Annotated in this window: 22 protein-coding genes; 6 read left to right on the top strand and 16 right to left on the bottom strand. The window is 72.2% G+C overall.

Annotated elements, in window-relative coordinates; all coding sequences use genetic code 11:
• Positions 1-58: 58 nt before the first annotated feature.
• Both HF577_RS11055 and HF577_RS11050 read left to right on the top strand, forming a co-directional pair.
• Positions 59-688: a TetR/AcrR family transcriptional regulator gene (locus HF577_RS11055; RefSeq protein ID WP_169395695.1), complete on the top strand. Its 630-nt coding sequence runs from the start codon at positions 59-61 to the stop codon at positions 686-688.
• Between the two features lie 72 nt (positions 689-760).
• Positions 761-1,729 carry a methyltransferase gene (locus HF577_RS11050; RefSeq protein ID WP_169395730.1) on the top strand — a complete coding sequence of 323 codons (969 nt, stop codon included), beginning with the start codon at positions 761-763 and terminating at the stop codon, positions 1,727-1,729.
• A 23-nt stretch (positions 1,730-1,752) separates the two neighbouring features.
• Here HF577_RS11050 and HF577_RS11045 read toward each other — a convergent pair whose 3' ends face one another.
• The 3 genes from HF577_RS11045 to HF577_RS11035 all read right to left on the bottom strand — a co-directional run bounded on the left by HF577_RS11045 (position 1,753) and on the right by HF577_RS11035 (position 4,271).
• Positions 1,753-2,886: a nucleoside/nucleotide kinase family protein gene (locus HF577_RS11045; RefSeq protein ID WP_169395694.1), complete on the bottom strand. Its 1,134-nt coding sequence runs from the start codon at positions 2,884-2,886 to the stop codon at positions 1,753-1,755.
• A gap of 78 nt (positions 2,887-2,964) precedes the next feature.
• Positions 2,965-3,558, bottom strand: coding sequence for a nicotinate-nucleotide adenylyltransferase (nadD, locus tag HF577_RS11040; protein ID WP_169395693.1), 594 nt, complete (start codon positions 3,556-3,558; stop codon positions 2,965-2,967).
• An 83-nt stretch (positions 3,559-3,641) separates the two neighbouring features.
• Complete coding sequence (locus tag HF577_RS11035; RefSeq protein ID WP_169395692.1) at positions 3,642-4,271, bottom strand: TetR/AcrR family transcriptional regulator; 630 nt, start codon at positions 4,269-4,271, stop codon at positions 3,642-3,644.
• A gap of 106 nt (positions 4,272-4,377) precedes the next feature.
• Between HF577_RS11035 and add the strand changes: the two genes are divergently transcribed.
• Positions 4,378-5,379 carry an adenosine deaminase gene (gene add, locus HF577_RS11030; RefSeq protein WP_211174093.1) on the top strand — a complete coding sequence of 334 codons (1,002 nt, stop codon included), beginning with the start codon at positions 4,378-4,380 and terminating at the stop codon, positions 5,377-5,379.
• Positions 5,380-5,386: 7 nt separating this feature from the next.
• Here add and HF577_RS11025 read toward each other — a convergent pair whose 3' ends face one another.
• The 8 genes from HF577_RS11025 to HF577_RS10990 form a co-directional block, all read right to left on the bottom strand.
• Positions 5,387-6,244 (bottom strand): phytanoyl-CoA dioxygenase family protein, encoded by an 858-nt coding sequence (locus tag HF577_RS11025; protein ID WP_211174092.1) that lies wholly within the window; start codon positions 6,242-6,244, stop codon positions 5,387-5,389.
• A gap of 97 nt (positions 6,245-6,341) precedes the next feature.
• A complete protein-coding gene (locus HF577_RS11020; protein ID WP_169395691.1) occupies positions 6,342-6,908 on the bottom strand; it encodes a TetR/AcrR family transcriptional regulator in 567 nt (188 codons plus the stop codon).
• Between the two features lie 103 nt (positions 6,909-7,011).
• Positions 7,012-7,374, bottom strand: coding sequence for an SPW repeat protein (locus tag HF577_RS11015; protein WP_169395690.1), 363 nt, complete (start codon positions 7,372-7,374; stop codon positions 7,012-7,014).
• Positions 7,375-7,486: 112 nt separating this feature from the next.
• Positions 7,487-8,113, bottom strand: coding sequence for an alpha-ketoglutarate-dependent dioxygenase AlkB (locus tag HF577_RS11010; protein ID WP_169395689.1), 627 nt, complete (start codon positions 8,111-8,113; stop codon positions 7,487-7,489).
• Between the two features lie 56 nt (positions 8,114-8,169).
• Entirely contained in the window at positions 8,170-9,930 is a 1,761-nt protein-coding gene (locus tag HF577_RS11005) for an aminotransferase class V-fold PLP-dependent enzyme (protein ID WP_169395688.1), read from the bottom strand.
• Complete coding sequence (locus tag HF577_RS11000) at positions 9,927-10,706, bottom strand: amino acid ABC transporter ATP-binding protein (protein ID WP_169395687.1); 780 nt, start codon at positions 10,704-10,706, stop codon at positions 9,927-9,929. The genes HF577_RS11005 and HF577_RS11000 overlap by 4 nt, the downstream gene beginning before the upstream one ends.
• Positions 10,699-11,640, bottom strand: a complete 942-nt coding sequence (locus tag HF577_RS10995; protein WP_169395686.1) for an amino acid ABC transporter permease — start codon at positions 11,638-11,640, stop codon at positions 10,699-10,701. Before HF577_RS10995 ends, HF577_RS11000 begins: the two co-directional genes overlap by 8 nt.
• A complete protein-coding gene (locus tag HF577_RS10990; protein WP_312859074.1) occupies positions 11,627-12,547 on the bottom strand; it encodes an ABC transporter substrate-binding protein in 921 nt (306 codons plus the stop codon). The genes HF577_RS10995 and HF577_RS10990 overlap by 14 nt, the downstream gene beginning before the upstream one ends.
• A gap of 187 nt (positions 12,548-12,734) precedes the next feature.
• Between HF577_RS10990 and HF577_RS10985 the strand changes: the two genes are divergently transcribed.
• On the top strand, positions 12,735-13,532 hold the full coding sequence (locus HF577_RS10985) for a maleylpyruvate isomerase family mycothiol-dependent enzyme (RefSeq protein ID WP_169395685.1): 798 nt from the start codon (positions 12,735-12,737) through the stop codon (positions 13,530-13,532).
• 84 nt (positions 13,533-13,616) lie between these two features.
• Here HF577_RS10985 and HF577_RS10980 read toward each other — a convergent pair whose 3' ends face one another.
• From HF577_RS10980 to HF577_RS10965, 4 genes are all read right to left on the bottom strand, one after another.
• Positions 13,617-15,182, bottom strand: coding sequence for a M28 family metallopeptidase (locus tag HF577_RS10980; protein ID WP_169395684.1), 1,566 nt, complete (start codon positions 15,180-15,182; stop codon positions 13,617-13,619).
• Positions 15,183-15,319: 137 nt separating this feature from the next.
• The gene (locus HF577_RS10975) at positions 15,320-16,753 is read right to left on the bottom strand and encodes a vWA domain-containing protein (RefSeq protein ID WP_312859071.1); all 1,434 of its coding nucleotides are present in this window, start codon (positions 16,751-16,753) and stop codon (positions 15,320-15,322) included.
• A 20-nt stretch (positions 16,754-16,773) separates the two neighbouring features.
• On the bottom strand, positions 16,774-17,649 hold the full coding sequence (locus HF577_RS10970; RefSeq protein ID WP_211174091.1) for an AAA family ATPase: 876 nt from the start codon (positions 17,647-17,649) through the stop codon (positions 16,774-16,776).
• A gap of 68 nt (positions 17,650-17,717) precedes the next feature.
• Positions 17,718-18,287: a TetR family transcriptional regulator gene (locus tag HF577_RS10965; protein WP_169395682.1), complete on the bottom strand. Its 570-nt coding sequence runs from the start codon at positions 18,285-18,287 to the stop codon at positions 17,718-17,720.
• 109 nt (positions 18,288-18,396) lie between these two features.
• Here HF577_RS10965 and HF577_RS10960 point away from each other — a divergent pair, with 109 nt between their 5' ends.
• Positions 18,397-19,452: an NAD(P)-dependent alcohol dehydrogenase gene (locus tag HF577_RS10960; RefSeq protein ID WP_169395681.1), complete on the top strand. Its 1,056-nt coding sequence runs from the start codon at positions 18,397-18,399 to the stop codon at positions 19,450-19,452.
• Positions 19,453-19,520: 68 nt separating this feature from the next.
• Entirely contained in the window at positions 19,521-21,638 is a 2,118-nt protein-coding gene (locus tag HF577_RS10955) for a RecQ family ATP-dependent DNA helicase (RefSeq protein WP_312859070.1), read from the top strand.
• A 20-nt stretch (positions 21,639-21,658) separates the two neighbouring features.
• On the opposite strand, the gene HF577_RS10950 is transcribed toward HF577_RS10955, so the two are convergent.
• Positions 21,659-22,906 carry a methyltransferase domain-containing protein gene (locus HF577_RS10950; protein WP_169395679.1) on the bottom strand — a complete coding sequence of 416 codons (1,248 nt, stop codon included), beginning with the start codon at positions 22,904-22,906 and terminating at the stop codon, positions 21,659-21,661.
• Positions 22,907-23,016 lie beyond the last annotated feature (110 nt).

Genomic DNA, 23,016 nt, shown 5'->3' with positions numbered 1-23,016 from the left:
AGTCCGTCGTTCACGGACCCCGTAACCATAGCAGCGCGATGTTATGTAATTTGACGTCATGGCCAGGACGAAGGACCCCGCGGTCCGCACCCTGCTCGTCGAACGGGCCGCCCGCATGCTCCGGACCCGCGAGCCCATCACCCTGCGATCACTGGTGGCCGGGACAGGTGTCTCGACGATGGCCGTCTACACCTACTTCGGCGGCATGGACGGCATGTGGAAGGCCCTGCGGCAGGAGGGCTTCACCCGCCTGGCGGCCAGGTTCGCGACGGTGCCCACGTCCGCGGACCCGGTGCAGGACCTGACCGCGCTGGTCGCCGCCTACCTCGGCAACGCCCTGGACCACCCGGACCTGTACCGGGTGATGTTCGACGCGAACTTCGACCTCGAAGACCTCACGGCCGCGGACGCGACCCTCGAGCATCTGGTTCGCGCCGTCGACCGATCCAGGCGAGCCGACCGCTTCCGCGCCGACACCGAGCCACTCGAACTGGCCACCCAGAGCTGGGCCATCGCCCACGGGCTGGTCTCCCTGGTCGCCAACGGCCCCCTGCCGCACGGCACGCTCGCCAACGGCGTCCCCCTGCTGACCGCACTGTTCGTCAGCAGAGGAGACGACCCCGACCGGTGCCGGGTCTCGGTGGAGAACGGCTGGACGCTGCCACCGGAGCGGCCGGGGCCGACGTAGCGGCGACGCTTCGAGAGGCGTGGATAGGTTCAGCGGGTGGACCTCCCAGCGCCGGCACCGTCGATTCGGGGAATGGCCGATCTGGCCACCCCCATGTCCATCCGGGTGGCCGCGACGCTGAGCCTGGCGGAGCGCGCGGGGAGCGGCGCGACGGCGGAGCAACTCGCCTCCGAGACCGGAACCGCGGCGCCGGCGCTCCGACGCTTGCTCGATCACCTCGTCGCGATCGGTGTCTTCGCCCTCGATCCGGAGTCCAGCCGCTACCGGGCCACGACCCTCGGTGCCCAGTTGAGCGAGGACGCCCCGGAGGGGATCAAACCCCTGCTCGACATCAACAGCGCCGGTGGACGCGCCGAACTCGCCTTCGTCGAACTGCTCGGGACGATCACCACAGGCGCTCCGGCCTACCCGCACCGATACGGGCGCGAGTTCTGGACGGACCTCGACGCCCACCCGGAACTACGGCGCTCGTTCGACGCCCAGATGAACTGGCGGTTCCGGGTACAGGCGACACAGATCGCCCAACGCTTCGACTGGAGCCGGTTCCCTGAGATCCTCGACGTCGGCGGCGGGGACGGGACCGTGCTCGCGGCGATCCTGAACGCCCATCCCGACGTTCGCGGACGGGCCCTGGACCTACCCCCGACGGCTACCGCTGCCATCGGCAGATTCGCCGCAACCGGGCTCGATGACCGGGCCGGGGCGGTGTCCGGCAGCTTCTTCGACCCCTTGCCGACCGGCGCCGACGCCTACCTTCTGTCCGACATCCTGCACGACTGGGACGACGACCACGCCCGCCAGATCCTGGCCGGGTGTCGCCGGGCCGCCGCGCCCGACGGCACCGTGGTGGTGATCGAGCCGGTGCGAGGGCAGGGCGCCGACACCGCGATGGACCTGTTCATGCTGATGTGCTTCGGCGGCCGGGAGCGGACGGTCGACGAGCTGGCCGGGCTGGCCGCCGACTGCGGGCTCACGCTCCACGCCTCAGGACCGGTGGCGGAAGGGCGGACGGCACTGGAGTTCGCAGTCGCGCCCCCGTGATGGGCGAGCCCGACTCTCCCGATCTACGATCGAGAAAGCTCAGGTATATGCAGTGCCGCCACGTCGCGGATTGCATCCGCAGTCTGAGCCGGCAACTGGTCGCTCGTCTCGATGACAATGGTGCCGACGACCCGTCCAGCAGATCTGAGCCGCTCTGCTTCACCCACGGCCGACTGCAGAATCTCTGCCTGCCGCTCTCCGTCGATACCCCGGATTTCATCACCCGCCAGAAGGGGCGACTCCCCCGCGGCCCTACGCGCGACTCTGTCAGCCAAAGCTGCCGAATCAGCCACCAATTCAACGAACACTACGGGGTCCGAGGTGATCAGCTTGGCCGCAACCGAAGCATCGCGATCCACAGCGATGAGCACCTGCGCCCCGGCCCGCTTGTAGGAATTCCACAGCGCAGCTGTACGCGCCGCAGTGACCTCGACCGGAGGGTTCGGGTGACTGAACCGTAGTTGGCCGATGTCGACAAAAGCCGCCGAGACGCCTTCCTTCCAGAGGTCGTGAAGAACCTGCCAGCAGGCCGTCGACTTCCCCGTCGCGGTCGCACCCGTGACGACGAGAACGGATCCACCGGATGCGGGCTCCATGTCGGACTGTTTCATCTCCTGGACAGGGGCCTCGTCCGTCTCGACATCGAATTGGTTCAAGAGCTCGTCGACCGTCTCATCAGGCCGCTGGCCCGTCGTATCGAACGAAGCCCCGAAGTCCGTTCGGTCCAACTGCTCAGCGAGGATCATCAGCTGCTCCAGAAGCCCGGCCGGCGACCCCCGGCCAAGAAAGCGACGCCTCAGTTCATCTCTCTCACACACCAGCCGCACGAGGCGGAAATCCGCGATATTCCCCAGTGGATGACCAGCCAAATAGGGTTCGATTCCAACGTCCGGATCGATCACTCCGGACACGATGATCCGCCGAGCTCCTGCCGATCGGAGAACTGAGAGCTGCACGAGCAGGTTCTCGATCTTGATTCGATGACTTGCGTCGCCACCTCCCGGTGGAGGACCGATCAAGCCGAGCTGATCCATATCCAGATAGGCGACGTCTGCGCCGCGGGCCGCAATCTCCTTGAACAGACCCCAACCAACTGTTGATTTCCCCGTCCCGGGGGCGCCGCTGACCCAGAGGACCTGCATCTGGTGCGTGCTCATCACTGCCGACGGTACGGCGGCAGATCAAGCGAATTCCGCCGGTACTACAGCTCGGTCCTGATGGAACGGCACATCAGGTCAGGACGATGGCTCCTGGTACAGCCCGCGCTTCGAGATGTACTGCACGACCCCGTCCGGCACCAGGTACCAGACGGGACGGCCGTCGGCGACCCGGCGGCGGCAGTCGGTGGACGAGATGGCCATCGCGGGCACCTCGACGAGCGTGACGGAGCCGTCCGGCAGGTGGTGGTCGTCCAGCTCGTAGCCGGGCCGGGTGACCCCGACGAAGTGGGCCAGGTCGAACAGCTCGTCGAGCTTCTGCCAGGACAGGATCTGGGCCAGCGCGTCGGCGCCGGTGATGAAGTAGAGCTCCGACCCGGGACGCTGCCGGTGCAGGTCGGTGAGCGTGTCGGTGGTGTAGGTGGCCCCGCCGCGGTCGATGTCGACCCGGCTGACGGTGAAGCGGGGGTTGGACGCCGTGGCCACCACCGTCATCAGGTAGCGGTCCTCGGCCGCGCTCACCTCGCGCTCGGACTTCTGCCACGGCTGCCCCGTGGGCACGAACACGACCTCGTCGAGACCGAAGCGGTCGGCGACCTCGCTTGCGGCCACGAGGTGGCCGTGGTGGATGGGGTCGAACGTCCCGCCCATCACCCCGATCTTGCGCTTCACCCTGTGCAGAGTAATGCGCAATCCGAAACACCGAGCAGTGTCGGCGGGGCGCGCCGGACGTCGACGACCCCGCAGAACCCGGCTCAGCTCGCCGGCTGACGCACCTCGGCCGGGACCCGTTCCCCGCTCGCGGCCCGGCAGCGCTGCGCGAACGCGGCGACGGTGACCGCGTAGGCCGCCGTCACCGCCTCGTGGTCACCGGTGGAGATCAGGTCGAACTGCAGCCCGCGCCACAACGCGACGATCTCGCGGGCCAACCGGGCCGCGGGCGCGGCCGGCACCCCCTCGGCGCGCAACGCGCCGGCCACCTGGTTGGTCCAGTCGTGGCCGACCCTGGCGAGGAACTCGTCGAAGCGGCCCGGGTTGTGGGCGGCCTGCCCGAAGACCTCGAAGAACAGCCGGTGGAACGGGAGGTTCTCCGGGGCGGCGATGCCTCTCCAGCAGTTCAACAAGCGCTCGGCCAGTGGCGTCCCGGGCTCGTCGAGTGCGGTCATCGCCCCGGCGAAGGCCGGGAACCGCCGCGCCGCCTCCAGCAGCGCCTGCTCGATCAGCTTCTCCTTCGAGCCGAAGTAGTAGAGCAGCATGCGGTTGTTCGTGCCGATCGCCGCGCCCAGCCCACGCAGCGTCATCTCGGCGATGCCCTGCTCGAGCACGTGGTCGGCGGCCAGCCGCAGCAGCCGGTCCCGCTCGGGTTCCGCGCCACCGTCCGCCATGGCGCGTCACGCTACCCGGAGGCCGTTCGGTAGCGGCGCACCTCGCGGTCGAGAAGTACGGTGCGGATCTCGGCCTCGACCCGCCCAGCAGACCAGGGAGAACGAGTTGCAGAACCGTCCGATGGCCCGTGACCTCGCCCGGCTGCCGAAGGCCCACCTGCACCTGCACCTCGAGGGCGCGATGCGCCCGTCGACGCTCGCTGATCTGGCCGCCGCGGCCGGTGTGCCGGTCCCGCCGGTGCGGGGCTACACCTCGTTCGCCGAGTTCGGTCTGCAGTACCGCGCGGCGTCGGCGTTGATCACCACGGAGGACCACCTGCGGCGCGTGGTGCGCGAGGTCGTCGACGACGCCGCGGACGACGGCGCGCTCTGGGTGGAACCGCACTTCTACCCGCTGCGCTACACCGGGCAGCTCGGCACGTCCGAGGACGTGCTCGAGATCGTCCTCGACGAGGGGCAACGCGCCGCGGCGGCCCGCGGGATCGGGTGCGGCTGGATCGTCTCGGCGCTACGGGACTTCGACCCTGCCCAGGCCGTGGAGCTGGCGAAGCTGGCCGCCCGGTACGCGGGCGCGGGCGTCGTGTCGTTCGGGCTGGCGGCCGACGAGGCGCTGTTCGGGCCGGAGCCGTTCGCGGAGGCGTTCGGGATCGCCCGCGACGCCGGGCTGATCTCCGCGCCGCACGCGGGTGAGCTGGCGGGGCCGGCCAGCGTCTACGGCGCGCTCGACGCGCTCGGCGCGCGGCGCATCTGCCACGGCGTCCGAGCGGTCGAGGACCCGGCGCTGGTGGAGCGGCTCGCCACCGACGGGATCGTGCTCGACGTGTGCCCGACCTCCAACGTCATGCTCGCCGTCGTGCCGTCCTTCGACGAGCACCCGCTCCTCCGGCTGCTCGATGCGGGTGTCCGCTGCACCCTCAACGGCGACGACCCGCTCCTGTTCGGCCCCGGGCTGCTCGCGGAGTACGAGCTGGCGCGCGACACGATGGGGCTGTCCGACGAGCGGCTGGCACAGCTCGCGCACTCGTCACTGGTGGGCTCGGGCGCTCCGGCGGAGCTCGTGTCCGACGGTGTGGAGCGCGTCGAGGAGTGGCTGACGACCCCGGTGTGACGCCGGATCAGCGAGCCGCGTTCTTCACGAACCCGGTGTCCGCGTCGCGCAGCGAGGTGTCTCCGCCGTGCCAGCCACCGCGGACGTGGCGGCGCACGGTGTGGTCGTCGGTGGCGCGAGCGGCGGAGTGCCAGAGGTACGCGTCGTGCAGGATCACGTCGCCGCGCTCGGCGTAGACCGGGATCTCCCCGCGGATCTTCTCGAAGCCCAACGGCATGGGCGCGGGCGGTGGTGTGTCGGTGTAGCCGCGGGCGGCGGGCGTGCCCTCGGGCACGGCCACGTTGTTGATGTTCTCGAACGGCGACGCCGTGGCCCAGAGGTGGCTGCCGGGCACCACCCGGAGGAACCCGTTGGCCGGGCTGGTGGCGTCGATGTGGATCGTGAACGCCGTGCCCGGCCAGATGTCGAGGTGCGGGACGGCCTGCCAGTCCGCGTGCCAGCCGATGCGGGTGTAGCCGGAGTCCCGGCCCGGCCGGGCGTCCTGGTAGACCACGCCACCTCGCGCCGGCCAGTGGTCCGGGCCGAGGATCCGCGTCACGAGCTCCACGAGGGTCGGGGTGGCGAGCGCTGCATCGATCGTCGGGGCGAGCTCCTCGACGCGCTCCACGTAGTTGACGACGTGCTCGGCCTTGCTCTCGTCGTCGAGGTACTTGCGGGAGCCGTGCCGCGCGTCGAGCTCACCGGCGAGCACGCCCTGCTGGGCGGCCACGCACTCCGCCTCCATCGCGTCGATTGCGCTGTCGTCCAGCAGGCCGCGCAGCACCACGAAGCCCCAGCGGTCGTAGCAGGCCTTCGCCGCGTCGGAGCCATCGGCGGGGGTGAACACGCCGAGGTCGGTGAAGGCGGTCAGGTCCGGAACGGTCACGTCGACTCCTCTGTATGAACCGGTCGGTTCACACAGTGTGGACGATGACGGCGCGGGTCCGCGTTACGTTCGGGTGACGGTGGAGCCCAGGAGCGTGCTACGCGCCGGCCCCCGCGGCCAGCGCGTCGGCCAGGAAACGCAGCTCGCGGTGCATCGTGTCCTGGCCGTCCTCCGCGTGGCGGGCCACCGAGTGCCGGTAGCTGACGGCCGAGGCCAGCAGGTGCGCGGCGCTGTCCACATCGGCGGCGGCGCAACCGCTCGGTCGAGCCGCCGCGACGACGGCGCGGATCTGCTCCACCAGGCGGGCGAAGCGCGCACGCAGGACGTCGAGCACGGCGGGATGAGTGTCGGCCTCCCGCCAGAGCAGGTGCGAGAGCATCGCCGACGAGTCCAGGGTGCGGTCGAGGACATCGACCAGGCGGTGCAGGCTCGCCGCGACGTCGCCGGGCACCACCACGTTCGCCGGGTCGAGGTGCTCCTCGGGCAGCCGCTCGACCAGCGCCGTCAGCAGGTCCGGCTTCCGCTTGAAGTAGTAGTGCACCAGGCCCTTCGGCACGCCCGCCCGCTCCGCGATCCGTGACGTGGGCGTGGCGTCGAAACCGTGGCCGGCGAAGAGTTCCTCCGCCGCGGCCAGGATCCGGTCGCGCGCACCCGGCTCGGTCATGTCGCACTCACCACCCGTCCATCGTTGCGCCGCCCATCCTGACGCGCAGCACGGCCGTGGCCAACCGGGCCACGGCCGTGCTGTAGATCTTCCTGTTACCGGCTCAGTGCTGTCCGGCCAGCCCTCGGTGCTCCGCGTTGGCGGCCGGCAGGGCGGCGAGCCCCACGGCGACCGTCAGCACGCCGGCGACCCAGGACGTCCAGGACGCCCCGCCCAGGTCGCTGTAGCCCAGCACCCACGGCGAGATGAACAACAGCACGCCGAGCACCGCGTGCACGTACTCGCTGGCCACCGAACCCGGCTGCGCCAGCGACCAGAGCGCCGTGGCGGCGATCAGCACACCGAACACGATGAGCGTCCACAACGCGGTGGCGTCGGTGCTCACCACGATCGGCGACAGGAGCGTCAGCACGCCGATCACCAGCGCTGCCCAGTCCTGCCACCGGTGCCATGACCTTGCGGTCATCGCGATCACCCTTCCCTCGTGGAGATGAGATCCAATGAGTTGATGATGCGCCTGACTGGCCGCCCGGTCAAGTTCGTGGAGAGGCGCCCGGTGCGACCTCCGCCACACCGCGTCAGCGCTGGTAGGCGTGCCGGAACTGGATGCTGATGCGGGGCCCGACCAGGCGCGTCTTGGGTACGGAGTGCTGCCACGTGCGCTGGCAGGAGCCGCCCATCACGAGAAGGTCGCCCGGCCCGGGGAGGTACCCGATCGACGCGCCGCCGCCGGTGGGACGCAGCCGGAAGGGGCGGACCGCACCGAGCGAGACCAGAGCGACGATCGCCTCCGGAAGGTCACGGGCGACGCGATCGCCGTGCCAGGCGACGCTGTCGGCGCCGTCCCGGTAGAGGTTGACGCCCACCTGCGTGAACGCGACGCCGTAGCGCTCGCTCAGCACCCGCGCCATCTCGCCGAGCTCCGCGGGCGGGACGGGGCCGTGGTCGAGGCGCCAGCGATGGGTGAGGCGGGGCTCCGGCACGATCCGGTCGTACATCCGCACCTCCCGGCCCGCCCACGGCGTGGTGTCGAGGAGCCGGGCGAAGAGCCCGTCGGCACCACGGCACCACCCGGGCCCGTGGTCGACCCACGCCCCCTCCCCCAGCTCACGGCGTCGGACGCCGGAGAAAGCAGCGTCGATCTCGACGCCGTCAGCGGCGGCGTCGAGCAGCGACGGCTGCCAGGCGAGGTCGAAGGGCGGCACGCAGGGGACGGTACCTCGAATCGAACATCAGTTCGATCTCGATCACGCGGGAAGCGCTACCGGCGGACCTCGTTGAGGTAGTTGTAGATCGTGTACCGGGTGACGGCCAGCTCGGCGGCGAGGCTGTCGACCGCGTCCTTGATCAGGAAGTAGCCGGCCTCGTCGAGCTCCTGCACCACGGCCGCCTTGTGGGTCTTCTTCATCAGCTCCACCGGCACCCCGGTGCGGTCGATGGCGTGGTCCACCAGTAACCGCTGCAGGCTGTCGACGTCCGGCGGGAACGTCTCGCGCCGTTCCCCCGCACGCGTGGCGCCGGTGGTGGCCGGACGTTCGCTGTTGATGCACAGGCAGCCCACCGCGACCCCGTTCTCGTCGCGCAGGAACATCGTGGACGACCGGATCGGCCGCCCGTCCGGTCCGTGCGTCTCGTAGTCGGTGAGGTCGTGCGTGGTGCCGCGGCGCACCAGCCCGAGCAACAGGTCGGTGATCGGGCCGCCCGGGGTGCGGCCGGTCAGGTCGCCGGCCACCGCGATGATCGAGTCGGGCAGCCGCGACAGGTCGTGCAGCACCACCTCGGTGCCCGGGCCGAGCATCGTGGCCAGGCCGGAGACCGCGGGCACCAGCGCGGCGAGCAGGGCGTGGGACGCCTCGGCGGGTGGGCCGGCCGGGGATCGGGAGCCCGGGGGCGCCAGCCGCGTGAGCCGGGCCAGCGCCACGCGGACGTGCTCGGCAGCCGAGGCGGGGGTGGAGGCGTGCGGTGACAGCCGGACGTGTTCGGGGCGGACGGTCGCGGCGATCCCCTCCGCGGCCAACGCGGCGCCGACCTGCTCGGCCGGGTGCCCGGGCAGCTCGAAGGCCAGGATCCCGGCCCGGCGCCCGGTGGAGGAGACGATCCGGGCGCCCACCGACAGCAGGGCCTCCTCCAGCTCCCCCACGCGCTCCCGGATCCGGGCCTCGACCGTCGCCACGCCGACGTCCTCCACCAGTTCGAGCGCCGCGGCGAAGGCGCCCGACGTGACCGGGCTGAGGTTGCTGATCGACCAGGCCGCGGCGGTGTGGGCGGGCGGGTGGATCTCGTCGTCGAACAGTCCCGGGTCTCGGGCCCCCGTCCAGCCCGACAGCACCTGGTCCATCCGCTCCAGCGCGCGGTCCGACAGCACGGCGAAGCCCGTGCCCCACCCGGCGCGCAGCCATTTCTGCCCGCCGACCACGAGCACGTCGGCCACCTCCCACGGCGCGTCCACCACACCGAACCCCTGGATGCCGTCGACCACGAGCAGCCGGTCGCCCGCCACGTCCCGGATCGCGGCGAGATCCGCGAGGTACCCGGTGCGGAAGTCGACCGCGCTCACGGAGACCACGGTGATCTCGTCGGTCAGGGCGGCCGCGACCGCGTCGGCGGTGACATGGCCACCCGGTGGGGACAGCGGGCGCACCCGCGCGCGACCCACCTGCTCGGCGCGCGCCCACGGGTAGGTGTTGGACGGGAACTCCGCCACCGGCACGAGCACCTCGCCGCCCGGCGCGTGGAACGCCGCCTGGAAGAGGCCCGTGCTGGTGTTGGGCACCAGCACGACGTGGTCGGTGTCGCTGCCGCACATCCGGGCCGCGGCCGCCTTCGCGCGCACCTCCTGCCGCATCAGCTCGTCCACCGTGGTGGGGCCGGCCTTCGTCGACAGCTCCAGCAGGTGCGCCGTGGTGTCGAGCACCGCGTGCGACGGGGGCCCGAACCGCGCGAAGTCGAGGTAGCCGGGCGGCTCGTCGAACTGGGCGAGGTAGCGGGGCGAGAGCCGGGCAGGCGGCCGCGTCCCCGTCACAGGACCCGGGCCAGGAACTGGCGGGTGCGCTCGTGCCGCGGCGCGGCCAGCACCTGGCTCGGTGGTCCGGTCTCGACCACGGCTCCGTCGACCATGAACACCACCTCGTCGGCGACCTCTCGGGCGAAGCCCATCTCGTGGGTCACGACGATCATCGTCATGTCCTCGGCGGCCAATGCCCGCATCACCTCCAGCACCTCTCCGACCAGCTCCGGGTCGAGCGCCGAGGTGGGCTCGTCGAAGAGCATCAGCTTGGGCCTCATCGCCAGCGACCTCGCGATGGCCACCCGTTGCTGCTGCCCACCCGAGAGCTGACCGGGGTAGGCGTCCGCCCGGTGCGCGAGGCCCACCCGGTCGAGCAGGGCGAGCGCCTCCCGCCGGGCGTCGCCAGTGGCCACCCCGAGAACCCGGACGGGGCCTTCCGCCACGTTCTCGAGAACGGTGCGGTGGGCGAACAGGTTGAACCGCTGGAACACCATGCCGATGTGCCTGCGCTGCTTGGCCACCTCGCGTTCGGGCAGCTCGTAGAGCTTGCCGTGACGCAGCCGGAAGCCGATCGGCTCGCCGTCCACCCAGACCTGCCCGCCGTCGATCGTCTCGAGGTGGTTGATGCACCGCAGGAAGGTGCTCTTGCCCGCGCCGGACGGCCCGAGCAGGCAGACCACCTTCCCCTTGGACACCGTCAGGTCGATGCCGCGCAGCACCTCCGTGTCGCCGAACCGCTTGCGCACGCCCACGGCACGCAGCAGCGGCTGTTCGAGCCCGGCGTCAGACATCGCGGCTCCTCACCGTCGGTGCGGTGCGCAGGGCCCGGGCGGCGCGGGACCACGGACCGCCCGCCGAGCCGGTGCGGTCGGCCGCGTCGAACGCTCGCTCCAGGTAGTGCTGGCCGACGCCGGCGACCGTGACCACGACCATGTACCAGATCGCGGCGGCCAGCAGCGTCTCCATCACCAGCAGGTTGTTCGACGAGATGTTGTTGGCCGCGTGGATCAGCTCGGTGACCCCGATGACGGACGCGATCGAGGTGCCCTTGAGCATGTTGATGAAGTCGTTGCCGGTGGGCGGGATGATCACCCGCATGGCCTGGGGCAGCACCACCCGGCGCAGCGTCAGCAGCGGGCCCATCCCGATCGACTTCGCCGCCTCGGCCTGGCCCTGATCCACGCTGTTGAGCCCGGCGCGGACGATCTCGGCCATGTAGGCACTCTCGTTCAGCGCCAGCCCGAGCAGCGCCGCCACGAACGCGGTGACCAGCACGTTGGTCTGCTCGTGCAGCAGGTAGCCGCCGAACGGCAGCGGGATCGAGATGTAGGTGAAGACCAGTGCCAGGTTGTACCAGATCAGGATCTGCAGCAGCACCGGAAGCCCGCGGAAGAGCCAGATGTAGGCCGCGGCGAACCAGCGGGCCACGGGGTTGACCGACCGGCGCATCAGGGCGATCACGACCCCGATCACGATCGCCGAGCCCTGGGCGACCACCGCGAGCACCACGGTGTTCAGCAGGCCGACCAGGATCACGCGGTACCAGAGGAACTCCGGCACCGACCCGTACTGGACCTGGGCCTGGGCCAGCGCGACCCCGAGCAGGGCGAGCAGACCGAGGACGACGACGCCGCTGACCCAGCGCCCCCAGTGCCGGAGCCGGACGATCGGCAGCTCGCCGCCGACCGCGAGCGCGCGGCCGTCCTGCACGTCAGCTTCCGCCATTGACGCCCACCTGCGCGATGGCTCCCTGCTGGACGCCCCAGGCGTCGAGGATCGTGGCGTAGGTGCCGTCGGCGACCAGCGACTGCAGCGCGCCGCGGACCGCCTCGGTGAGCTGGGTGTTGGTCTTGTTCACGCCGATCCCGTACGGGCCGCCGTTGATCGGCTCGCCCGGGACGACCTCGAAGAACTCCCCGTCGCCCGCGGTGCGCGAGATGTAGACCGCGCTGGGGAGATCGTTGAGGATGGCCGCGACGCGGCCGGTGCGGAGCTGGTTCTGGTTCTGCGTGTCGCTGTCGGTGGCGGTGACCGTGATCGGTCCCTTGCCCGCCTGGACGCACGTCGCGCTCTGCTCGGTGGCGAACTCCTGGTGGCTCGTGCCCTGCACCACCGCGACGGCCTTGCCGCACAGGGTGTCCGGGCCCGTGATGCCGTCCGGGTTCCCCTTCTTGACCATGATCGTGATGCCCGAGGTGAAGTAGTCCACGAAGTCGATCTGCTTCTGCCGCTCGGCGGTGTCGTTCATCGCGGCCATCGTCATGTCCACCCGGCCGGACTGGAGGCTCGTGATGAGGGAGCCGAACGCCATGTCCTGGTAGGCGACGGTGACCCCCAGCTTCGCCGCGACGGCCTTCGCCAGGTCGACCTCGTAACCGATGGGGGTGGTGCCGTCGGCCGCGTAGAAGTTGTTGGGCGCCGACTGGAGGTTCGAGCCGATCGTCAGCTTGCCGGCCTGCGCGATCGTGGGCGGCAGTGTGGCGGCGAGCTGTGCGTCCTTCTGCACCCCCGCCAGCAGCGAGGACGTGTCGGGGACGGCGCCGCCCCCGGCGGGCGCGGCCGCGGGTGCGGCCGCGCCGTCGCCCGAGCCACCCCCGCACGCGGCGACGGCGATGGTCGCGAGTCCGGCGATCGCGGCGAGTCGCCAGCGGCCGGGCCGCTTTCGGCCCGTCGAGTTCTGCTGCAGGACGGACACGGGTACCTCCACGGGCTGGGGAGCGGGCGCGATGGGGGCAGACGGTACAACTGCCTGTTGAACCGGTCAACAGCGTGTTGAAACCACCCGAGAGTGTCGGACCCACCGGTTACGGTCCCCGCTCGTGAAGATCACCGGCCAGCGCGCCGCCTACGGGCTCGCCACCGAGTTCGATCCGTTCCGCCGCATCGAGGCCGACACGCTCGCCCTCGCCGACGCCGCCGAGGGGCACCTCGCCTCCCCGGTGCCGAGCTGTCCGGCCTGGTCGGTGGCCGACCTGGTCTGGCACCTGCTCGAGGTGCAGCACTTCTGGGGGGCGATCGTCGCCGGTCGCGTGCAGGACCCGGCCACGGTGCCCGACCCGGTGCGCCCGGATGACGCCGGCCTGGTCCCGGGGCTGCGAGCCGGCGTCGCCGGGCTCGTCGAGTCGCTGCGCGGCGCCGAGCCCGGGGAGCCGGTCTACACCTGGGCCGCGCGGCGCGACGCGGGGTTCGTGGTGCGCCATCAGGTGCAGGAGGCCGCGGTCCACCGGTGGGACGCCGAACAGGCCACCGGCCGGGAGAGCCCGCTCGACGCCACGGCCGCCACCGATGCCGTGGAGGAGTTCCTGGAGGTCAGCACGCCGTTCCGGACGAAGGACGCGGCAGCTGTCGGCGGCACGCTCCAGCTGGTCGCGGTGGACACCGGGTTCCGGTGGCAGGCCACGGAGGACCACGAGGGCGCAGCTCGCTGGCAGCGGCTGGCCGGCGGGGGCGCAGACCAGGCCGGCGGGGCCGACGGCCCGGGGGCGGACGTCGTGGTCCGGGCGACCGCCTCCGACCTGCTGCTCTACCTCTACCGCCGCCGTCCGGCCGGCGCCCTGGACGTCACCGGCGACCTGGCGGTCGCCGAGCGGTTCGCGCTGCGCACCGGCACCGACTGACACCGATGCCCCCGAGACGCCGCGTCGCCGGCACGCAGGTGCGTGCCGGCGACGTATCAGCGGGAGATCGTCAGAGCGGGATCGTCAGGAGCTGAGGCCTCCGTGGTCGTGAGCCAGGCCGCCGCCACCCGCGGTCGCGCCGGTCGGTCCGCTCGGCGCCGCGGGCGCGGCGCCCGTGATCAGCGCCGGGTCGGACGCCAGCGTGAAGGTCGAGTACGCGATGGCGTCGGCGTGCTCCTCCAGCGCGGTGTCGTTGATGTTGGCGATGGTGTCGCAGGCCTGGTGGTAGCAGGGGTCGTACGCGGCCCCGGCCGTGCCGCCGTAGGTGGCCGCCTGCTCCGGGGTCTTCACGCCCTCCGCTCCGGTGAACAGCCCGCCTGCGGGGATCCCGGCGGCGATGAACGGCCCGTAGTCCGAGCGCCCGTCGAAGTCGGTGCCCTCACTGGCGAGGCCGCGGTCGGCGAAGAACTTCTCGAACACGTCCTCGATCGCCGCCGATCCGGCCGGCCCGGGGCCTGCGCCCACGGCGTCGGAGTTGTCGCCGTCGTAGACGAAGCGCACGAAGTTGGGCGAGCCCACCATGTCGAAGTTCAGGTAGCCCGCGATCCGGGCCCGCTCGGGCTCCGGCAGCGACGCCACGTAGTGCTCCGACCCGAGCAGTCCGAGCTCCTCGGCTCCCCACCAGGCGAACCGCACGGTGGCCGTCGGCTTGGCCTTCCCCATGAGCGTGGCGACCTCGAGGATCGAGGCGCTGCCACTGCCGTTGTCGTTGATCCCCGGGCCCTCCGGCACCGAGTCGAGGTGTGCCCCGACCATCAGCACGGTGTCCCCGCCGCCCTTGGCGGTCTCGGCGAACACGTTGGTGGTGGTGCGGTTCTCGCTGATCGCGTCGACCTGCAGGCTCACGGTGGCGTTCTGCAGCGACTCACCGAGAGCGAACGTCGTGCCCACCACCGGGATGGCGAGCGGCGCCCCGAGCGTGCCCTCGAGGAGCTCGGTGCGGTCCGGGGCGTTGCCCTCGTTCATGATCACCGCACCCGCGGCCCCCGCCGCCGCGGCGTTGGTGGCCTTCACCCCGAAGTCGCACGTCCCGCGCTGGAGCAGGGCGATCCCCCCGGCGGGGAACCCGGCGAAGTCGGCCGCCTCGCAGCCGCTCGTCGAGCCACCGACCGATGGCAGCAGCAGGTCCACCGGCACCACGGTGCCGGTCACGTCACCGCTGCCGGAGAACGTCATCGGAGCGAAGTCGGTGCCGACAGCGTAGGTGGCCTCCGCGGGCGCGGTCTGCGCGAACGCGGCGCTGTTGAGCTGGAAGAACGGGAACTCGAAGTCCTGGGTGGTGACGGTCAGCCCCGCCTCCCGGGCCTGGTCGGCCACGTACTGCACCGACGCGTCGTAGCCGTCGGTGCCGGAGGCACGAGTGCCGTCGTGGGCGTCGGCGATGTCCTGGAACGCCTGCAGGTGAGCACGCACTCCCTCCACCGTGACGCATTCCAGGAGCTTCTCCACGGAGTCGTTGGTGCGGTTGTCGCATCCGGCCGGCGCCGCGGACGCCGGCCCGGCGGTGAGCACGGAGCCGACGAGGGCGACGAGCCCGGCTGTGGATGCGGCGACGACCCGTGATCGACGGGGCCGCGTGGCTGCGGTCATAGAGGGCGCTCCACGTTTTGTCACGGTGACCCCTTTTGTGGGGGTCACTCCGATGGAGGAGAATGCGATCTTTGTCACGCAGAGTCAAGTGCTGGATTCGCTTGGTACCCGTGTGCTACCAAGAGCTCCCGATCGGGTCAGACGGGGAGCAGGCCCTCCACCACATCGGCGAGCTGCGCCGCCGTGCGGCACTCGTGCATCGGCAGCACGCCGGCGTAGCGCAGAGCGGCGGAGTCGCCGGTGCCCCACTGGCGGCGCGGCTCCGGGTTGAGCCAGTGCGCATGCCGTGCCCGGCCCACCAGCCGCCCGAGCACGGTGAGGTTGGGGTCGCGGTAGTTGGTGCGCGCGTCCCCGAGCACCAGCAGCGAGGTCTTCGACGTCACCGCATCGCCCCAGTGCTCGGCGAAGGTGCCGAAGGAGCCGCCGTAGTCGCTGTGGCCGTCGAACGCGACGAGGTCGGCCTCCCGCAGCACCCGCTGCATCACCCCGGACAGCTCCGCCCCGGGGTCGAACAGGTGGGTCACCTCGTCGGCACGCTCGACGAACGCGAACACCCGCACCTTGCTGAACTGCTCGCGCAGGGCCTGCACCAGAAGCAACGTGAAGTGGCTGAACCCGGCCACCGAACCGGAGACGTCGCAGAGCACCACCAGCTCCGGGCGTCCCGGACGGCGCTTGCGGTAGGCCGGGCGCATCGGCACGCCCCCGGTGGACATCGAGCGGCGCAGCGTCCGCCGCATGTCGAGCGTGCCGCGCCTGGCGTGCCTGCGCCGCACGGCCAGCCGGGACGCGAGCCTGCGGGCGAGCGGGTGCACGGTGCGGCGGAGCTGGGCGAGCTGCTCGGCGTGGGCGGAGAGGAACTCCACCTGCTCGGCCTGCTTCGGCACGGCCGTCCTCGCCACCTGGTCACGGCCGCGCTGCTCGGCGGTCCGCCGCCGCACCTCGTCGGTGATCATCTTCCGGAACGCGGCGATGCGGTCGCGGATCTCGCGGCGCCGTACCTCGTCGGAGAACGCGTCCTCCTCGGCGCCGCCCGCCCTCAGCTCGTCCAGGATCCGCGCCAGCAGCGTCTCGGGCGAGAGCACCCGCAGCGCCTGGTAGGCCGACCAGCTCGGCTGGCCGCCCGCCCCCCGCACTCCGGTGCCGGCCGCCCCCGAGCGCCCGAGCGCGTCGACCACGGCACGCGCCAGCTCGGCGAGCGCCGCGGTGTCGCCGTCTCGCAGCAGGTCGGCGAGGATGTCCCGCAGCGCGTCGACGTCCACCGGCCCGTCGGCGGCGTCGTCCACGCGAGGTACCTCGACCTCCGCGGAGCCCGCCCCCAGCGCCGCCGGGAAGTACAGCTCGAAGAGCGTGTCGAACACCTGTCGCTGGCCGGAGCGGCGCAGCAGCGCGGCGGCGAGCCCTTCCCGGACGTGCTCGCGGTGGATCAGGTCGAGCGCCCCGAGCACGCGTGCGGCGTCGACGGTCTCCCCCGGCCCGACGGACACACCGTGGCGGCGCAGCGCGGTGACGAACTCGACGAGGTGCCCGGGCAGGCCGTGCTCCGAGCCGATGCTCACCGCGGTGTCCACCACCCCATGATTACCGCCGATCAGTTCAACCGCAGCTCCGCGGCGGCCGCCGCGGCGTCGGACCGGTGTTTGAGCACCACGCCGAGCGTGGCGCGGACGGTGTCGTCGTCGAGGGTGTCGAGCCCCAGCGCCAGCAGGGTGCGTCCCCAGTCGATCGTCTCCGCCACCGAGGGGGCCTTGCGCAGCTCCAGCCCGCGCAGCACGCGCACGGTGCGCACGAGGGCGTCCACCAGCGACTCGGTGAGCTCCGGGACGCGGCTGAGCACGATCCGCCGCTCCAGGTCGGCGTCGGGGAAGTCGAGGTACAGGAAGAGGCACCGGCGCTTCAGGGCCTCGGAGAGCTCACGCGTGGAGTTCGAGGTGAGCAGCGCGAACGGCCGCCGGGACGCGGTGATCGTGCCCATCTCGGGGACCGTGACCTGGAAGTCTGAGAGCACCTCCAGCAGCAGGCCCTCCACCTCGACGTCGGCCTTGTCCATCTCGTCGACGAGCAGCACGGTCGGCTCGGTGCGCCGGATCGCGGTGAGCAGCGGGCGTGGGAGCAGGAACTCCTCGGAGAAGACGTCGTCCCGGGTGTCGTCCCAGGACTCGCGGCCCTGGCCCGCGGTGATCCGCAGCAGCTGCTTGGCGTGGTTCCACTCGTAGAGCGCGCGGGCCTCGTCGATGCCCTCGTAGCACTGCAGCCGCACGAGCCCGGCGCCGGTGGCCGCGGCCACGGACTTGGCCAGCTCGGTCTTCCCCACGCCCGCCGGACCCTCCACGAGCAGCGGCTTGCCCAGCCGGTCGGCCAGGAACACGGTGGTGGCGACGGCCGTGGAGGCGAGGTAACCGACGCTCGCCAGCCGCTCGGCCACGTCCGCGACCGAGCCGAACAGGGGTGACTGGGGAGCACTCATCGACCTCATCCTGCCTTGCAGCTCGTCGCTTCGCCCAGGGCCGGTCGGCGCCGGACAGCGGGCGGGGATCAGGGCGCGAAGGCCCGCCGTACGGTCTCGGCCAGGATGTGTCGGCGCTGCCGGTGGACGGCCTCCTCCTCGGTCCTGTCGGCGGTGTAGGTGAGGCTCGCGGGCCCCCAGGTGGCGGACAGGGCGACGACGAGCCGGTGGATCTCGGCCGCGTCGATCGAGGCGGTGACGGAGCCTGCCTGCTGCCCCTCGACGACCGCGCCGACCTTGTCGGTCTCGGCCTCGTCCAGTGAGGTGAACAGCGCCCCGACGGGCGTGCGCTCCAGCCGGGCCCAGGTGGCGAGGCGCACCAGCTCCGGCCGCTCGAGGTAGAAGTCGTAGAGGCCCACCGCGTACCCGGGCAGGTCGTCGCCGCTGCTGGGGACGGTGGCCACGAGCAGGTCGAGGTGCTCCTCGATCACGGCGTCGAAGAGCCCCTCCTTGCTGCCGAAGTAGGCGTACATCTGCGCCTTGTTCGCCTGCGCTTCCGCGGCGATCCGGTCCACCCGGGCGCCGGCGATCCCGTGCGCGGCGAACTCCGCCGTGGCCGCGTCGAGCAGCCGCCGCCTGGTGGCCTGTCCGTCTCGCATGGGTCCCAGCCTAGCGAGCCAACAGACAAACCAGTTAGTTGCTTGCGCGAGCCGATGGCCGTACGGTCGAACAAACCAACCAGTTTGTTTCTCAGTAGGGAGCGCACACATGCGCCAGGTACAGGGGTTCGCGTCGCTGGAGCCGGGAACGCCGTTGCAGCCGTGGCGGTTCACCCGTCGCGACCTGCGGCCCGACGACGTCGCGGTCGAGGTGACGTACTGCGGGGTGTGCCACAGCGATCTCCACGCCGTCGACGCCGCCGGCCCGCGGCCGCTCGTCCCCGGCCACGAGTTCGTCGGCCGGGTCGGCGCGGTCGGATCGGAGGTCACCCGCTTCGCGGTCGGCGACCCGGTCGCCGTGGGCAACATCGTGGACTCGTGCGGAACCTGCCGCGCCTGCCGCGCCGGTCAGGAGAACTACTGCGAGGCGTTCCCCACCACCACCTACGGCGGCGTCGACCGTGTCGACGGGACAACGACCCAGGGCGCCTACGCGAACGAGTACGTCGTGCGGGACGAGTTCGTCCACCACCTACCGCCGGAGCTCGACCCGGCAGGCGCCGCACCCCTGATGTGCGCGGGGGTGACGGTGTGGGAGCCGCTGCGCCGGTGGGACGTCGGACCGGGGAAGGACGTGGGGATCGTCGGGCTCGGCGGCCTCGGCCACCTGGCCGTGAAGCTCGCCACGGCGCTGGGCGCGCGGGTGACGGTGTTCACCACCTCGCCGGGCAAGGAGGAGGCCGCTCGCGCCCTGGGCGTCGACGAGGTCGTGCTGTCCCGCGACGAGGCGGCGATGGCCGCCGTGGCCGGACGCTACGACGTCATCCTCGACACGGCCTCCGCCGCCCACGACCCCGCTCCCTACCTGCGGGCACTGGCGATGGACGGCACCCTGTGCGTGCTGGGCATCCCCGCCGAGGGCTGGCACGTGGACGCCATGAGCCTGCTGGTGGGGCGCAAGTCGCTGGCCTCGGCCGGTAGCGGCGGTGTCCGTTCCACGCGGGAGCTGCTGGACTTCGCGGCCGAGCACCGCATCACCGCGGACGTCGAGGTGCTGCCGGCCGAACAAGTCGAGATCGCCCTGAAGCGGCTGCGCGCGAACGACGTGCGCTACCGCTTCGTGCTCGACATGACCGGTTGGGCGCCCGTGCCGTCGCGCGACTGAGGTCTCGGTCGGGGGAGCGTCGGCGGCCGCCCGCCCGGCTGTCGGTGCTGTCGTCCACCATGGGGCACGTGACGACAACCCCCCAGGCAGCGACGGCAGAGCCCGCAGCAGCGACGCAGGGCCTCCGGGCCCGTGCCGAGGCCGTGCTGGCCACCCTGGCCGGTCCGTCGGCCCGGCTGCGCGACGACCAGTGGAGAGCCATCGAGGCGTTGGTCGCGCAGCGCAGGCGCGCGTTGGTGGTGCAGCGCACCGGGTGGGGCAAGTCCGCCGTGTACTTCGTGGCCACCGCGTTGCTGCGGGCCGACGGCGCCGGGCCCACCGTCATCGTCTCGCCGCTGCTGGCGCTGATGCGCAACCAGATCGACGCCGCCGCGCGCGCCGGCATCCACGCCGTCACGGTCAACTCGGCCAACACCGCCGACTGGGAGCGCACCTACGACGCGGTCGACGCCGGCGAGGTGGACGTCCTGCTGGTGAGCCCCGAGCGGCTCAACAACCCCGACTTCCGCGACCGCGTCCTGCCCCGGCTCACCGCGAGCGCCGGGATGCTGGTGGTCGACGAGGCGCACTGCGTGTCCGACTGGGGCCACGACTTCCGCCCCGACTACCGCCGCCTGCGGGCACTCATCGCCGATCTGCCCGACGGCATCCCGGTGCTGGCCACCACCGCCACGGCCAACGACCGCGTCGTCGTCGACGTCACCGAGCAGCTGGGTCTCGCCTCGGGGGAGCCCCTGGTCCTGCGCGGCTCGCTCGACCGCGAGAGCCTGCGCCTGTCCGTCGTGCGGCTGCCCACGCCCGCCCAGCGGCTGGGCTGGCTCGCCGCACAACTCGACGCCCTCCCCGGCGCCGGCATCATCTACACGCTCACGATCGCCGCCGCCGAGGAGATCGCGGAGTTCCTGCGCGAGCGCGGCGTCCCGGTGTCGTCCTACACGGGCAAGACCGATCCGGCGGAGCGGCTGGCGGCCGAGTCCGACCTCCTGGCCAACCGGGTCAAGGCGCTGGTCGCCACCAGCGCGCTCGGCATGGGGTTCGACAAGCCCGACCTCGGGTTCGTGGTGCACCTGGGCGCTCCCGCCTCGCCGGTGGCCTACTACCAGCAGATCGGACGCGCCGGGCGCGCCGTCGAGCGGGCCGAGGTGGTGTTGCTGCCCGGCCGGGAGGACCGCGACATCTGGGCCTACTTCGCCTCGCTCGCGTTCCCGCCGGAGCCGCTGGTCCGCCAGACGCTGCGGGTGCTCGGCCCCGAACCGCTCTCCACCGCCGCGATCGAGACGCGCGTCGACCTCTCCCGCACCCGGCTGGAGATGCTGCTCAAGGTGCTCGACAGCGACGGTGCTGCCCGCCGCGTCAAGGGCGGGTGGGTCGCCACCGGGCAGGACTGGGTCTACGACGAGGAACGCCACCGCCGCATCGCCGAGGCCCGCCACGCCGAGCAGCAGGCGATGCTCGACTACCTCGACACGGCCGAGTGCCGGCTGGTGTTCCTGCGCCGCCAGCTCGACGATCCCGACGCCCAGCCGTGCGGGCGGTGCGACAACTGTGCGGGGCAGGTGTGGAGCACCGACGTCGACGCCGGGGTCACCACCGCGGCCGAGGAGCGGATCACCCGCCCCGGGGTCGAGGTACCGCCCCGCAAGCAGTGGCCCAGCGGCATGGCCGAGCTGGGCGTGCCGGTGTCCGGCCGGATCGCCGCCGGGGAGCTCGCCGATGTCGGGCGGGTGATCGGGCGGTTGTCCGACATCGGGTGGGGCACCCGGCTGCGCGAGCTGGTGGCGGGTCCCGATGCCCCGATCCCGGCCGACGTGCTCGACGCGTGCGTCCGGGTGCTGGCCGGCTGGGGCTGGGAGGAGCGCCCGGTCGGCGTGGTCGGCATCGGTTCCCGCACCCGGCCCCACCAGCTCGACCATCTGGCCCGCCGGATCGCCGAGATCGGCCGCCTGCCGTTGCTGGGCACGCTGGTCCCTGCGGGGCCGCGCCCCGCCGCGCACGACAACAGCGCTCAGCGCCTCGCGGCGGTGTGGGGAGCGTTCGAGCCGCCCACGTTCGCACCCCCCGGCGGGCCCATCCTCCTCGTCGACGACCTGATCGACAGCGGGTGGACGGCCACGGTGGCCGCACGGCTGCTGCGACAGGCCGGGGCCACCGCGGTGCTGCCGTTCGCGCTGGCGCTGGCCGGCTGAGCGCTTCTCAGCTCAGCTCGTCACTTCGTCGGCAGTCCGGGCATGTCCAGGAGCAGGCAGCAGTGCTCCTTGCGGACCACGGCCACCCCCGGGGGCAGCGGCTCGCGCAGCACCCCCGCCGGCACGGCCGCCATCTGCCACTCCGCCGCACCCGGCCGGCCCGCCGTCAGCCACCGTTCGAGCGCGGTGAGCAGCCGGACACCGAGCACGGGGCCGGCCGCCCCGTACACCCGCACCCCCACCGAGCTGGCTCTGCTCCCCTCGGCGCGATCCGGTCCGGCCACCACCATCGCGAGACCCGGCGGCTGCTCGCCCCGCACCGTGGCCAGCGCGATCGTGCCCCGGCCGGGCCCCAGCGGTAGCAGGTCGTCGGGCAGGCCCGTCTCCGCGTCGGACGCCAGCAGGCGGCACGTTCCGACCTCGGTGAGGGCCAGCCAGAGCCCGAACCCGTCCCACACGTCCGCAGATCCCAGCCGCACCGGCACCGGGAGCAGGCCGCCCGGGCAGGCGAGGGCCGCGGCCACCTCGGCCGCGTCCGGTCCGGGCCCGTCCTCGGCCACCTGGAGCATGAGCCGGAAGCCGTCCAGCCGGGCCGCGACGTCGGTGCTCGCCCCGAGGCCGCGGAGCCGGATGAAGGCACAGCTGCGCACCGAGTCACTGCGCAGCACCCCGTCGGGGCCGAGGTCGAGAGCCGTGGAGAGCTGGCTGCCGCGCACCGCGAGTGGCAGCAGCAGGCGCCCACCCGGCGCGAGCTGCGCCACCCACTCGGGACGGATGTCGCTGCTGCCGACGGTCAGCACGATCCGGTCGTAGGGAGCGAGCGGTGGGTGCCCGAGTGCGCCGTCCCCCACCACCAGCCCCACGCCCGTCACCCCGGCATCGGCCAGGTGGACGGCGGCGCCGGCGATGAGGTCCTCGTCGATGTCGACGGCCGTCACCGCGCCGGTCGGGCCGACGATCCGCGCCATCAGCGCCGCGTTGTAGCCGGTGCCCGCCCCGATCTCGAGCACCCGGTGCCCCGGCCGCAGGTCGAGCTGCTCCAGCATGATCGCCATCATCGACGGCTGCGACGCCGAGCTGGTGGCCACACCCTCGGCGAACTGGACCGCGACCGCCTCGTCGGCGTAGGCGTCGTCGATCGAGAGCCCGGGCAGGAAGAGGTGGCGGGGCACGGCCCGGAACGCGTCCTCGACCGCAGGCGAACGGATGCGCCCGGCGTCACGCAGGGCGTCGACCATCCGGGCGCGGGCTCGGTCGGCGGCAACCACCACACCGAGTCTCGTCTCGGCACCGGGCGGCGACAACCTGGAACGAGCCCGTCACACGCGCGGGGGCGACTCGCGCACGGAGAACGGGCGACTCGCGGGGTCAGAACGGG

The organism is Pseudonocardia xinjiangensis, assembly GCF_012911925.1.
GTDB classification, from domain to species: domain Bacteria; phylum Actinomycetota; class Actinomycetes; order Mycobacteriales; family Pseudonocardiaceae; genus Pseudonocardia; species Pseudonocardia xinjiangensis.
The sequence above is the reverse complement of the archived record's forward strand: the minus strand, read 5'-3'. Positions and strand labels throughout refer to the sequence as shown.

Coding starts and splice junctions, on each gene's coding strand:
- HF577_RS11055 (WP_169395695.1), top strand. CDS start 59: ATGGCCAGGACGAAGGACCCCGCGGTCCGCACCCTGCTCGTCGAACGG.
- HF577_RS11050 (WP_169395730.1), top strand. CDS start 761: ATGGCCGATCTGGCCACCCCCATGTCCATCCGGGTGGCCGCGACGCTG.
- HF577_RS11045 (WP_169395694.1), bottom strand. CDS start 2,886: ATGAGCACGCACCAGATGCAGGTCCTCTGGGTCAGCGGCGCCCCCGGG.
- HF577_RS11035 (WP_169395692.1), bottom strand. CDS start 4,271: ATGGCGGACGGTGGCGCGGAACCCGAGCGGGACCGGCTGCTGCGGCTG.
- HF577_RS11020 (WP_169395691.1), bottom strand. CDS start 6,908: ATGACCGAGCCGGGTGCGCGCGACCGGATCCTGGCCGCGGCGGAGGAA.
- HF577_RS11015 (WP_169395690.1), bottom strand. CDS start 7,374: ATGACCGCAAGGTCATGGCACCGGTGGCAGGACTGGGCAGCGCTGGTG.
- HF577_RS11000 (WP_169395687.1), bottom strand. CDS start 10,706: ATGTCTGACGCCGGGCTCGAACAGCCGCTGCTGCGTGCCGTGGGCGTG.
- HF577_RS10995 (WP_169395686.1), bottom strand. CDS start 11,640: ATGGCGGAAGCTGACGTGCAGGACGGCCGCGCGCTCGCGGTCGGCGGC.
- HF577_RS10980 (WP_169395684.1), bottom strand. CDS start 15,182: ATGACCGCAGCCACGCGGCCCCGTCGATCACGGGTCGTCGCCGCATCC.
- HF577_RS10970 (WP_211174091.1), bottom strand. CDS start 17,649: ATGAGTGCTCCCCAGTCACCCCTGTTCGGCTCGGTCGCGGACGTGGCC.
- HF577_RS10965 (WP_169395682.1), bottom strand. CDS start 18,287: ATGCGAGACGGACAGGCCACCAGGCGGCGGCTGCTCGACGCGGCCACG.
- HF577_RS10960 (WP_169395681.1), top strand. CDS start 18,397: ATGCGCCAGGTACAGGGGTTCGCGTCGCTGGAGCCGGGAACGCCGTTG.